General features: G+C 66.7%; 9 protein-coding genes and 2 tRNA genes. 3 read left to right on the forward strand and 8 right to left on the reverse strand.

The features are described 5' to 3' along the window. Positions 1–4 precede the first annotated feature (4 nt). Both proB and VER16_RS01930 read left to right on the forward strand, forming a co-directional pair. The gene (gene proB, locus VER16_RS01925) at positions 5–1,162 is read left to right on the forward strand and encodes a glutamate 5-kinase (protein ID WP_324805179.1); all 1,158 of its coding nucleotides are present in this window, start codon (positions 5–7) and stop codon (positions 1,160–1,162) included. Beyond that, positions 1,159–2,427, forward strand: a complete 1,269-nt coding sequence (locus VER16_RS01930; protein ID WP_324805180.1) for a glutamate-5-semialdehyde dehydrogenase — start codon at positions 1,159–1,161, stop codon at positions 2,425–2,427. Before proB ends, VER16_RS01930 begins: the two co-directional genes overlap by 4 nt. Before the next feature lie 545 nt (positions 2,428–2,972). Here VER16_RS01930 and pgaB read toward each other — a convergent pair. From pgaB to VER16_RS01945, 3 genes are all read right to left on the reverse strand, one after another. Beyond that, positions 2,973–4,838 carry a poly-beta-1,6-N-acetyl-D-glucosamine N-deacetylase PgaB gene (pgaB, locus tag VER16_RS01935; protein WP_324805181.1) on the reverse strand — a complete coding sequence of 622 codons (1,866 nt, stop codon included), beginning with the start codon at positions 4,836–4,838 and terminating at the stop codon, positions 2,973–2,975. 28 nt (positions 4,839–4,866) lie between these two features. After that, entirely contained in the window at positions 4,867–6,921 is a 2,055-nt protein-coding gene (gene pgaA / locus VER16_RS01940) for a poly-beta-1,6 N-acetyl-D-glucosamine export porin PgaA (RefSeq protein ID WP_324805182.1), read from the reverse strand. Between the two features lie 363 nt (positions 6,922–7,284). Continuing rightward, positions 7,285–8,490, reverse strand: a complete 1,206-nt coding sequence (locus VER16_RS01945; protein ID WP_324805183.1) for an MFS transporter — start codon at positions 8,488–8,490, stop codon at positions 7,285–7,287. A gap of 563 nt (positions 8,491–9,053) precedes the next feature. Between VER16_RS01945 and VER16_RS01950 the strand changes: the two genes are divergently transcribed. Then, positions 9,054–9,407, forward strand: a complete 354-nt coding sequence (locus VER16_RS01950) for a hypothetical protein (protein WP_324805185.1) — start codon at positions 9,054–9,056, stop codon at positions 9,405–9,407. Between the two features lie 110 nt (positions 9,408–9,517). Here VER16_RS01950 and VER16_RS01955 read toward each other — a convergent pair. From VER16_RS01955 to VER16_RS01975, 5 genes are all read right to left on the reverse strand, one after another. Beyond that, positions 9,518–9,594, reverse strand: a tRNA-Pro gene (locus tag VER16_RS01955). Positions 9,595–9,735: 141 nt separating this feature from the next. Continuing rightward, positions 9,736–9,812 (reverse strand) — tRNA-Pro (locus tag VER16_RS01960). A gap of 55 nt (positions 9,813–9,867) precedes the next feature. Then, positions 9,868–9,984 carry a cytochrome bd-I oxidase subunit CydX gene (cydX, locus tag VER16_RS01965; RefSeq protein ID WP_324805186.1) on the reverse strand — a complete coding sequence of 39 codons (117 nt, stop codon included), beginning with the start codon at positions 9,982–9,984 and terminating at the stop codon, positions 9,868–9,870. 94 nt (positions 9,985–10,078) lie between these two features. Continuing rightward, positions 10,079–11,233 (reverse strand): cytochrome d ubiquinol oxidase subunit II, encoded by a 1,155-nt coding sequence (gene cydB / locus VER16_RS01970; protein ID WP_324805187.1) that lies wholly within the window; start codon positions 11,231–11,233, stop codon positions 10,079–10,081. Positions 11,234–11,248: 15 nt separating this feature from the next. Then, positions 11,249–12,832 (reverse strand): cytochrome ubiquinol oxidase subunit I, encoded by a 1,584-nt coding sequence (locus tag VER16_RS01975; protein WP_324805188.1) that lies wholly within the window; start codon positions 12,830–12,832, stop codon positions 11,249–11,251. Between the last annotated feature and the right edge of the window lie 10 nt (positions 12,833–12,842).

Here is a 12,842-nt window from a genome sequence, read left to right on the forward strand (position 1 = left end):
CCTGATGACCCTGCACGCCCCCCACGTCGCCTCGCCGTTCACCGAACAAGCGCTGCCGCCGTGGCGGCGTGCCGTGCTCAAGGTCGGCAGCAGCCTGCTGGCTGCCGATGGTGGCGGCCTGTCGCCGCGCCATGTGCTGGGCTTGGCCCAGTTCGTCTCGGCCAACGTGCTGGCCGGGCGCGAGGTGGTCATCGTCTCGTCCGGTGCCGTTGCTGCGGGCCGTGCCATCCTGCCGCGTGCCGATGAACCGGGGGCCGCGATGGCGGCACGGCAGGCCTTGGCCGCGCTCGGCCAGGCGCAGCTGATCGGTCTCTGGCAACGCTTTTTCGAGCGCCCGGTGGCGCAGGTGCTGCTGACCCACGACGACCTGCGCAACCGCCGCCGTTACCTCAACGCGCGCGCGACGCTCACCGAGCTGCTGCGCCTGGGTGCATTGCCGGTGGTCAACGAGAACGACACCGTTTCGGTGGACGAACTCAAGCTCGGCGACAACGACAACCTGGCCGCCACCGTGGCCGCCCTGATCGACGCCGATGCGTTGTTCATCGCCACCGATATCGACGGCCTGTACAGTGCCGATCCGCGCACTGTGGCCCACGCCCGCCCGCTGCATGACGTGCCCGAACTGGATGACACGGTGCTGGCGATGGCCGGCGGTGCCGGATCGCGCGCCGGTACCGGTGGCATGCGCACCAAGCTGGAAGCCGCTGCCAAGGCCGGCCGGCTGGGCATCGAAACCTACCTGTTCAATGGCCGCAGCGGCGAGGTGGTGCGTGCACTGGCGCAGGATCGCCTGTTCGGCACGCGCATCCATGCCGCGCGCAGCCGCGAAGCCGCACGCAAGCACTGGCTGCGGCATGCACCGCTGGCCGACGGTGCGATCCTGGTCGATGCCGGCGCGGCGCAGGCGATGCGTGAAAAGGGTGCCTCGCTGCTGCCCGGCGGCATCAGCGGCGCCGAGGGCGAGTTCCGCCGTGGCGACATGGTGCAGGTGTGGTGGAACGCCCCGCACGGACGCATCTGCGTCGCCCGTGGGGTCAGCCAGTACGCCGCCGATGATGTGCGCCGCATCGCCGGCCGCCATTCGCGCGACATCCAGGCCGTGCTCGGCTACAACTACGGCGGTACCGTCGTCCATCGCGACGACCTGGTGCTGCCATGACCGGACTGCAGGACACCCCCATGAGTGAGATCGAAGCGCAGGCATGTGCCTGCCGTGACGCGGCCCAGGTGGTCGCTGGCCTGGACAGTGCCGCACGCGGAAAGCTGCTGCAGGCCATGGCGCAGGCGCTGGAAATGAACGCCGGGCTGATCCTGGCTGGCAATGCGCGTGATCTCGCCGCTGCGCGTGAGAAAGGCGTCGGCAGCGCCATGCTCGACCGTCTGGCGCTGGACCCGGCGCGCCTGTTCGCGATGGCCGAGGCCGTGCGCGAGGTGGCCGCGCTGCCGGACCCGGTGGGGCAGGTGACCCGCGACGACGTGCGCCCCAATGGCATCCGCGTGCAGAAGGTACGCGTGCCGCTGGGCGTGATCGCGATGATCTACGAAGCACGCCCGAACGTCACCGCCGAAGCCGCCGCACTGTGCCTGAAGGCTGGCAACGGCGTGATCCTGCGCGGTGGCTCGGAGGCGATTCACTCCAACACCGCCATCGCCCAGGCGTTGGCGTCCGCACTGAAGGCCAACGGCGTGCCGCCTGCGGCGGTGACCGTGCTGACCGACCTGCGCCGCGAGGCGATGCTGGAACTGCTGCAGCTGCACGAGCTGATCGACCTGGCCATCCCGCGCGGTGGCGAAGGGCTGATCCGTTTCGTGGCCGAGCACGCACGCGTGCCGGTCATCAAGCACTACAAAGGCGTCTGCCATCTGTTCGTGGATGCCAGCGCCGACCTGGACAAGGCGGTGGCCCTGCTGGTGGATGGCAAGTGCAGCCGCCCGGCGGCCTGCAATTCGCTGGAAACGCTGCTGGTGCACCTGGACGTGGTCGACGCCTTCCTGCCACGTGCCGCGCAGGCGCTGGGCGAACGGGGCGTGCAGCTGCGTGCTGATGCGCGTGCGCAGCCGCTGCTGCCGGGCAGCACGGTGGCCACCGAAGACGACTATGCAGCCGAGTTCCTCGACCTGGTGCTGGCGGTACGCGTGGTCGATGACCTCGAGGCGGCCATCGCGCATATCCGCACCTATACCTCCGACCACACCGAAGTGATCGCCACGGAAGACACGGCCAATGCCGAACGCTTCGTCAACGCACTGCGCTCTGCGGTGGTGATGGTCAACGCGTCCTCGCGCTTCTCCGATGGCGGGCAGCTGGGCCTGGGCAGCGAAATCGGCATTTCCACCACGCGCCTGCATGCCTATGGGCCGATGGGGCTGGAAGCGCTGACGGTGGAACGTTTCGTGGTACGCGGCGAAGGGCAGACACGGTAGGGGTGTGTTTGGCAGGGCTTGCAGCCCTGCACCTGCTGCAGATCAACGGCAACGTCAACGTCAACGTCAAAAGCCTGCATTCCGTGGGTGGGCGGGGCGGTGTCGGCCTGCGGGGACGCCGCAAGTACGTCCGTGTAGGCATGGCCGCCGCATCCATGCGGCGGACACCCCGCAATCCGACACCGCCCCACCTTCGACAGTTGGCCGGCGGCTGTTGGTAGGTGTCGACCTCGGTCGACACGATTTTTCCATCAGATATCGAATGAATTCATCCGTGCCGACCAACGGTCGGCACCCACCATCAGCGGTAGGTTCCAACAGATCGCGGGAAACTGTCGAAGGCGGGGTGGGTCCGGTTGAGGGGGTGTGAGCGGCATGGATGCCGCGACCAAGCCCCCATGGATGGGTTCACGGCGTCCCCCTCAACCGGACCCACCCCGCCAACCCACGGAAAGCCCGCTTTTGACGTTGCCGTTGCTGTGGCCGTGGCTTGAAGCAGGTGCAGGGCTGCAAGCCCTGCCGAACCCCACCCCCTGCAAATTGCCTCACCGTTCCGGATAAGGGAAATCCCGCGCCGACATCGCCGCGCGCGCGTCTTCCACCGACGGATGGTTGCCGATGAAGTCATCGGGGTACCACGCCAGATGGCGCACGCCCTGCGCCTGCAGGCGGCGGACCTGGGCACGCAGGCGCTGCCCGCTGATGGGCTTTCGCGTGCGCCAGTCGACGGTCTGCAGCTCGAACAGGGTGTGTTCCAGCTGCGGATCGTGTGCGCGAACGGCCTGCACCAGCGCATCCATCCAGCGTTGCGGGTCAGGGCTGTTCTCCATCCATGGCATCGCCATCAACGCGGTGCGGTCGTAAGCCTGGTTGAACAGGTCCAGGCGCTGGGCAAACCACGCCGCACTCTGCGGGTGCAGCACCGGCTGTGCATACAGGTTGCGCACGGTGGCCAGCTTCGGCCGCCAGCGCTGTGCAGCGTCGCGCAGCTCCAGGGTGAAGTCGATCAGCGCGCGGGTACGCCCGCCGTCTTCGCCCTCCGGTGCAAGATCCGCCAGTTCGGTGTCGCGCAGGTAGGCATCGTCATGGAACAGCAGGCCCTCGAAATAGCCATTGATCGCCAGATCCTCGTAGATGTCCTTGATGATCTGGCGTGCCTGTGGCCGGGTGAAATCCAGCCGGTACATGCCGTCGCGCTCCGGGCTCTGGATGCCCAGCGCGGCCCGCTTGGCCGGGTCGGGCAGTTCATAGCCCAGCACCGGCAGCCAGGCGTAGACCTTCACCCCGGCACGCGTGTGCAGCTGCCAGGCAACACGGTTGAACAGGTCCGCGCGCATCGGCAGGTGCCGATTGGGAAAGTACAGCGCGTCGGCGGTGTTGTTGCCGTCCGGGTCGGCAAAGGCCTGCAGATAGACGTGGGTCGGGCCGATCTGCTTGACCCGTTCGATCAGGGTGTCCAGGTTGCGCGCCTGCTGCGCCGGGTCGGCGTCGTACACCGCATCCAGATCGATCTGCAGCGCGCGCGTGCCATCAACGGCGGGGTCGCGCCGCAGTTCATAGGCCAGTGCGTTGACGTCGGGGTTGCCGGTCACCAGCAGCCGGGCCAGTCCCTGCAGATCGTGGCCGACCGGGGTGCTGCGGCCTTCCAGATCGAATGACACCGGCATGCCCAGTTCGCGTGCGATCTGGTTGCTCATCTGGTTGTAGGCAGCGTAGGGCCAGACGATGGCCTGCGGGCGTACGCCCAGCTCCTGTTCAATGCGCAGTGCGCTACGGGCAAGATCGTCGCGCACGCGCTGCTGGTAAGCCTGCGTCGTTTCGTAACGCTGCACCTGCGGATCGTAGATGCGGGTGGTGACGGCCGGCGTCTGATTGCCCTGTGGGTTGGATCGCACGCCACGGTGCAGATTGTCGGTGTGGCTGGCGACCTCCACCAGGCCACTGGCCTGCATTTCGCGCAGCTGGTTCCAGTCCAGGAAATCATTACGGCTGAAGCGGCGGTAGCCGTAATCGATGCTGCGCCCCGGGGCCATGTCCACGTAATCGGTGATCAACGCCACCAGTGCCGGGTAGTGGTACGCGCGCAGCAGCGGGAAGACCCGCGTGTAGACGCTGCGCAGGCCGTCATCGAAGGTCAGCAGCACCGGCTTGGGCGGCAGGCGCGCCCCGCCGCGCGAGGCCTCGATCAGCTGCGACAGCGAAACCGGGTGGTAGCCATGCGCCGACAGCCAATCCAGATGGGCGGCGAAGTTCTGCGTGCTCACCGCATACGCATCGGCATCGGAGGTTGCGCTCACGTCGTCGCGCACATCGTGGTAGCTGAGAACCAGCAGGCCATTGTCGGCCGCATCGAGGTCGACATCGCGCGCTGCCACAGGCAGGGCGACGGCCAGCAGGCACAGGGCGAGCATCAGGCACGCGCTTCGTATCGACATCATTTCATTGCCCCCAGCGCAGTGCGGCGTCAAAGCCGATATGGCGTTCGCGCCGGCCGTCGTAGACCGGTCGCGACCAGCTCACCCCGTATTCCAGCACCCGGCCAGGACCGAACTGCCATTCATGGCGGTAGGCCAGGGTGGGCACGAAGGCATCACCAAAACCGTGTTGCCAGTAATTGCCGACCGACACGGTCAGGCGATGGCGCAGGTGATGTTCGTAGCGCCGCCACAGCAGCTGGTCCACGCGCAGGCCGATCTCCATCGAGCGGTCGCGCGATGGATTGAAGTAGGGGGCGTCGTCATCGCTGCCACGGCTGGTGTAAAGACTGCCAAGCCCATCGACCAATAAGCGCGAACGCGTCAGTAGGCGCTGCTCGGCGGCCAGGCTGAGGCTGTCGCGGCGGTTGCCATCGTCGTAGCGGAAGCGGCTGGCCGCCATGCTCCAGCGGCTGCGTTCATCGCGGGTGTAGTCCGCATTGACGCCGATGCTGTCGGCACTGATGCCCGCGACCCGTGCCTGCATCGAGGCATCCGGATCGTTGCGCGCCGCCACGACACTGGCATGCCAGTGGTCGTCGAACTGCCAGCCGAAGCCGGCGCGCAGGCCGGTGCCGCCGATGCCGTCGTTGGCATGCACGACGGCCGCCTCCGCATCGGCCTGCTCGAAGCGGTAGCGCAGGCCTGCACCGGTCCACAGCGGATCGATCCGTTGCTGCTGGAAGTTGACGGCGCGACGGTCGAGGAAAGCAAACACGCGCCAGCGGTCGTCGAATACCGGGGAGGCCACTTCGGTGCGGTACTGCAGATCATCGCTGCCCAGGGGCGAGCTGCCGCCGCCACCCGAACTGCGTCCGCCTTCGGCCTGCGCCTGCAGCCGCCAGCCACGATGGGCGCGCCAGTCGCGATCCATGCGCTTCACCCCGGGCTGGTCGGGATACTGCTGCAGCAGCGCATCGTGCAGCGGGCGCGCCAGATCGTCGCGCTGCAGCTGCACATAGGCTTCGTGCATGCCCAGGCGCGGGGCGACGTCGCGCGGGTCCAGCGTCTGTGCCATCTGCTGCCGCTCCAGCCCGCGACGGGGCCAGCCGCGCATCTGGTAGACACTGCCCAGTGCGGTCTGCAGGCCACTGTTGGCCGGGCCGATGGCCACGCGTGCTTCCAGCGCATGCTGGGCCGCGGGCAGATCGCCGCTGTAGGCGCGGATCAGCGCCAGATTGAGGTCGGCTTCGTGGCGGGCCCAGTTGGCATAGGGTTCTGCACCGCCGCCCCGGCGCCATGTCGGCGCGTCCTTCTGCCAGGCCTGCAGGTGATCGATGGCCCGCTCGGCCTGTTCGCTTTCCAGGTAGGCATACGCCAGCTGCGAACGCGACGCGCTGCGCGAAGGATCATTGGCTACCGCTGTGCTGAGCGGACCGATGGCCTCGGTGGGGCGCTGCAGCGCCATCAGCGAATCGCCGAGGGCGGGCAGCACATAGTCGGGCAGGGCGTGCCCCTGCTGCTGCAGTTGTTCTGTTTCAGCCAGCAGCTGCGCGTGGCGGCCCAGCCGGTTGAGCAGGACCAGGCGATCGATGCGGATGCGCAGCGGCGCCTGCGTGACTGGCATGCCATCGTGTTGCAGGCCATCGCGTTGCGGGTACCGATCCATCTCGGCCAAGGCCGCCTCGGCTTCGTCCAGGCGGCGGTCTTCTTCCTTGCTGTAGGCCAGGCTCCAGTTCACCCGCCGTGCAAGGTAATCCGCTTCCAGCCGCTGCTTCTGTGCATCGTCAAACAGATCGGGCCTGGCTTGGTACAGGTGCCAGGCGCGGCCGGCACTACCGATGTCACCCAGCGTCAGCACCTGCAGCCGGTACAGCAGCGGATCATCGGGCGTCTGCTGCTGGGCGCGTTCGATGGCCGCCAGCGCATCCACCCAGCGGGCCTGGTCGCGGTAACTGCCAATCTCGGCAAGTGCATCGTCACGCGCGCTGCTTGGGGCTGCAGCGGTGGCGAGTGAGGGAAAAGCCAGGCCAGCACAGGCCAGGCCGGCGCAGAGCGCCAGCGGACGAGGGAAGGGCATGCGGTTTCCTTCTGGGTCTGGACGTCGGTGACACGGCAAACAGCAGATCTACGCTGCCCGCCTGCAGGGGGGCCTCAGCCCGCAGGAACCCGGAAAGTGCCACCGCGACATCACACCCGACAAACCCATCGCAACTCCTGGCCGTCCAACACGTCTGCATGCAGGCTGGAATGCAGCCTGTACCCGCACGCTACGTGAGGGCATGCTCAGGCAATGTGTAGAGGTCGCGCATGGTGTGGTCGTCGTTCATCGCGCGTTCGCGTAGCGACGAGCTTGTTCGATGGCGTCGGTGCACGCCCATCCACGCATGGCGTGGATCTACTGCATCCCCAATTGCCCGGGCTTGCCATCCATGGCATGGGTTTACCAGAGGTCTTCCAGCTTGCGTGGCTTGCATGCCACCCACGAGGCGCACAGCATCAGCGCCGCGCAGCCGAACAGGAAGCCGAATGGCAGCGCCCAGCCCTCGCTGACCGTATGCAGCCAGCCCACCAGGAACGGCCCCAGGCAGCTGAAGCTGTAGCCCACGCCCTGCATGAAACCCGACAGTGCCGCCGAGCCGGTGGGCGTGCGCGTGCGCAGGTTGATCAGGGTCAGTGCCAGCGGGAACGTGGACGGGCCCACGCCCAGCAGCGCCGCCCACAGCAGCGGCGCCTTCAGCGGTGCCAGCAGCAGGCCGGTGAAGGCGATGACGAAAGCGAAGAAACCGATCAGCACCAGCGGGAACGGGTTGGGCAGGCGCACCGCCAATGAAGGAATCACCAGCGAGGGCAGCAGGCCCAATGCCGAGAACACGGCCACCATCACCCCGCCGAAGGCCGGCGTTGCGCCCGCTTCGACCACGATGCGCGGCAGCCAGGTGAACATCGAATAGGTCATCAGCGAGGTCATGCCGAACATCAGCGTCATGCTCCAGCCCAGCGACGTGCGCCAGACCTTGCCATGCGGCTGCGCGGTGGGATCGCTGCTGTCCTGTACCGGCTTCGGCGCGCGGCGGGCCAGCAGCAGCCACGGCAGCGCGGCGGCCAGCGCCAGCAGCGCCCACATGCCCAGCGAAACGCGCCAGCCTGCGGCGTTGGCCACCGGCACCGCCAGCAGCGCCGGGGTCATCGTGCCCAGCTGCAGCACGCTGATGTACAGCGTGCTCATGGTGCCGACCTTGTTGGCAAAGTAGCGCTTCACCAGCGGCGGCACCACCACGTTGCCGATGCCCATGCCGGCCAGCGCGATCACCGAGCCCAGCAGCAGGGTGCCCACGTTGCCGGCGCTGGAACGCAGCAGCAGGCCGGCCATGGCCAGGGTCATCGCCAGCAGGGTGGTGCGCTCCAGGCCCAGGCGCCGCGCCACGGCGGGCGTCGCCACGCCGAACAGCGCGAACGAGGCGGTCGGCAGCATGCCCAGCACGCCGGTCATGGTGGTGCCGAAGCCGAACTGCTGGCCCAGCACGTCCAGCAGCGGGGTGATGGAGGTGACTGCGGTGCGCAGGTTGACCGCCGCCAGCAGGATGGCAGCGAAGGCCAGCACGCGGCCGTGCAGCAGTGAGGGTGAAGCCGGGGTCGGGGAGGTCATGGCGGAGTCCTTGCAGGTGGCGCACGCGGCATCGAGGGCGTGCAGCGCCGCACCGGGCAGGGCCGGTGAGGTGGGTAGGGGAAGGCGGACATTGTACGTGGCCGGGCGGTTGCGGTCGTGTCATCGCAGAACTGTCGCAATCAGCACTGCGTGGCCGTGGGCAGTCGTCGCACAGTGCCCCGTCGCTCAACCGCCTTGGCGAGTGTGCAGGCCTTGTCTCTGGACGCCTGCGGGCCCCGTGCCACAATGTCGCAAACCGTACGAATAGTTGCAGTGGCGCGTTTGCCCATTGGCACATCGTGCGTGGGCGTTTACACCTTCGCATGCCACCGGAAAAGGGTGGCCGGGACTGCAAAACCCGAGCTGACTTGTTGTATACGCTTGCCAGCCGGCGTCGCTTCGCGCGGCGCCGGCTGGCAATCCGTCCGCGTTCCATGGCGGGCGGTGCGTGGGGGTGTGCGCGAGCACATCCGCCCGAACTGAGTCAGCCGGGTTTTTGCAGCCACGTATCGCCCGCCGCCTTTGCCGGCGGGGTCACCGTGTTCCTTGCATGGAGAAAGCCCATGAAGACCCCTGATGTTTCCGTCCCGCCGCCCGGCGTCGCATCGGCCAATGCCGATACCGCTGGCGAACCCATCACCTTCGTTGCGCAGCTGCGTGGCATCAACAGCGGAGGTGGTTCCGATGGCCGCCCCTGGCCCGAACGGCAGCTCGGCCTGGGCCGGCGCATGGCCCTGGCCGATCTGGACTGCGCACTGGTGGGGCTGCGCACCGTGCATGACATTCTGCTGGCAGCCGAGCGCGCGCGCCAGGATGGCGGCCCCGAACAGGATGTGGGCGAGCGTGGGGTGGAGGGTCTGATGCAGGCCTGCCGCGCGCTGGCGATGTATGCCAGCCTGAACGTGCGGCCCTGCTGAGGCAACGTGGCGGGGCAGGGGTGCTGCCTTGCCCCGCTGCAACCCTGGGCGACAGGCACAAAAAAACCCGGGAGACTGTCGTCTTCCAGGCTTCTTGGTGACCACCGGAGTGGTCGGGGAGACAGGATTCGAACCTGCGACCTCTACGTCCCGAACGTAGCGCTCTACCAGACTGAGCTACACCCCGAAGGGAGCCGCCTATTCTATCCATTCACCCCGATGGCGGCAAGGGGTAAATGCTGTTTCTTCACACTGCCGGGGCAGTGCCCTCCTTCAGGGAACAAAAAAGCCTGGACGACTTCACCAGGCTTCAATGCGACCACCGAAGTGGTCGGGGAGACAGGATTCGAACCTGCGACCTCTACGTCCCGAACGTAGCGCTCTACCAGACTGAGCTACACCCCGAAGGAGCCGCCTAAGATACCGTGTGAAGGCCAAGGCGGCAAGGTTTTTTTACAGCTCAGCGACGGTTTTCCTGCTCGAGCCGGTTCCGCTCGCGCGATTCGAACCACATGCCGTTGAGGATGGCCACGGTGGAGGCCAGGCCGGTGCCGAGAATCCAGGCGAAGTACCACATGTTCACTCTCCTTCATTCGGTGGATGCCGGCCGTTGGCCGGCACACAGTGCTTGCGGTAAGTGCCGACCGTTGGCCGGCACACCTTGCTTCAAATCAATACGCGTTCGGGTTGTCGCCCATTTCTTCAGCCGTCGTCTTGCCCTTCAGCACGCGGTACACCCAGGTGGTGTAGGCCAGCACGATCGGCAGGAAGATGGCCGTGGCCAGCAGCATGATCCACAGCGTCAGATGGCTGGACGAACTGTCCCAGACGGTCAGGCTGGAGGTGGGCTGGCTGGAGGACGGCAGCAGGAAGGGGAAGATGGCAAAGCCCACGGTAAGGATGATGCCGGCGATGGACGCACCCGAGGCGATGAAGGCCAGGCCGCCACGGCGTGCCCGCAGCAGCACCGCACTGGCCAGTGCGCCCAGCAGGCCCAGCACCGGGAACACGATCGTGGCCGGCATGCTGCTGTAGTTGCGCAGCCAGCCACCGGCCGCGGTGCCGATTTCAGCCGTCTTCAACAGCGGGTTGGTCGGGCCGTCGGTCACCACCTGCGAGGTGATCTGGTAGCCGGGCAGGCCGAAGGCCACCCAGATGCCCGCCACCGCGAACAGCACGAAGCTGATGATCGCGGCGACGCTGCCAAATCGCGCTGCACGTTCGGCCACCGGGCCGTCGGTCTTGATGACCAGCATGGCCGCACCGTGCGCAACCAGCATGGCCACGCTGATCAGGCCGGCCACCAGCGCGAACGGGGTGAGCAGGCCGAAGAACGAACCGGTGTAGGTCACGCGCAGGGTGTCATCGAAGTGGAACGGCACGCCCAGCAGCACGTTGCCCACCGCCACGCCGGCGATCAGGCCCGGCAGCAGGCCGCCCACGAACAGCACGATGTCCCAGGTGTCGCGCCAGCGCTTGGACGGCATCTTGCTGCGGTACTTGAAGCCGACCGGGCGCAGGATCAGGCCGAACAGCATGGCAAACACGGCCAGGTAGAAGCCGGAGAAACTGACCGCATACAGCGGCGGCCACGCGGCGAAGATCGCGCCGCCACCCAGCACCAGCCAGACCTGGTTGCCTTCCCAGACCGGGCCGACGGTGTTGATGACCAGCCGGCGTTCCTCATCGGTTTTCGCCACGAACGGCAACAGAGTGCCGACGCCCAGGTCGAAGCCGTCCATCACCGCCCAGCCGACCAGCAGGATGCCGAGCAGCAGCCACCAGATCACGCGGAGCGTGGTGTAATCAAGTGCAATGAATTCCATCTGGGTTCTCCTGCCTCAGGCCTGGCCGGCAGCGGCTGCAGTGGGGGAAACGGGGCGGATGTCGGCCTGCAGCGTGGGCAGGATGTCATCCGGTCCGGTACGCACGGCCTTGAGCATCAGCTTGATCTCGATGACCAGCAGCACCGTGTAGGTGGCGGTGAAGATGGCCAGCGTGGTCAGGATTTCATGCAGGGCCAGGCCCGATGCGGCGTAGAAGGTGGGCAGCACGCCATCCACCGCCCACGGCTGGCGGCCGTACTCGGCCACGAACCAGCCACATTCGATCGCGATCCACGGCACCGGCAGGCTCCACACCGCCAGCTTCAGGAACCAGCGCTTGTCCTGGAAGGTGTTGCGGCAGGAGTAGTAGAACGCCAGGGCGAAGAAGGCGATCAGGTAGAAGCCCAGGCCGGCCATGATGCGGAAGGTCCAGAACAGCGGCGCCACGCGCGGCACGGTATCCATCGCCGCCTTGGAGATTTCTTCCGGGGTGGCGTTGAGGATGTCCTCGCGGTAGCGCTTCAGCAGCAGGCCATGGCCCAGATCCTGCCAGTGGCGGTCGAACATCTCGCGCGCCTGCAGATCGGTCTTGTCCTTCTTGATGCGTTCCAGCGCGCCATAGGCGATCTGGCCACCGCGGATGCGGTGTTCGGCGCGGTCCACCAGTTCCAGGATGCCCGGAATCGGCTGGTCCAGCGAACGCGTGGCGATCAGGCCCATCAGGTACGGGATCTTGATCGCGTAGTCGTTCTGGTGGGTGGTCTGGTTGGGAATACCGAAGGCGGTGAAGTCGGCCGGCGCACGCTCGGTTTCCCACATCGCTTCAATCGCGGCCAGCTTCATCTTCTGGTGTTCGCTGGCGGCGTAACCACTTTCGTCACCCAGCACCACCACCGACAGCGAGGACAGCAGGCCGAAGGCGGCGGCCACCGCGAACGAGCGGCGGGCCATGTCCTTGTGCTTGTTGCGCAGCAGGTACAGGGCGCTGATGGACATCACGAAGATGGCGCCGGTGACGTAGCCGGCGCTGACGGTGTGCACGAACTTGGCCTGCGCCACCGGGTTCAGCAGCACGGCGGCGAAGTCCACCACTTCCATGCGCATCGTGTCCGGGTTGAACACCGCACCGGTCGGGTTCTGCATCCAGCCGTTGGCGATCAGGATCCACACCGCCGACAGGTTGGTGCCCAGTGCCATCAACCAGGTCACGGTGAGGTGCTTGACCGGGCTCAGGCGCTTCCAGCCGAAGAAGAACAGGCCGATGAAGGTCGCTTCCAGGAAGAAGGCCATCAGGCCCTCGATGGCCAGCGGCGCACCGAAGATGTCACCCACGTAGTGGCTGTAGTACGACCAGTTCATGCCGAACTGGAATTCCATCACCAGGCCGGTGGCCACGCCGATGGCGAAGTTGATGCCGAACAGCGTGCCCCAGAACAGGGTCATCTGCCGCCAGACCTGTTTGCGGGTCATGACGTACACGCTCTCCATGATGGCCACCATGAAGGACAGGCCGAGCGTGAGTGGGACGAATAGGAAGTGGTACATCGCGGTCAGAGCGAATTGCAGCCGCGACAGTTCTACGACTGTCTGATCAATCATGGCCTGGCTA

The organism is Stenotrophomonas sp., from assembly GCF_035634915.1.
Lineage (GTDB): Bacteria > Pseudomonadota > Gammaproteobacteria > Xanthomonadales > Xanthomonadaceae > Stenotrophomonas.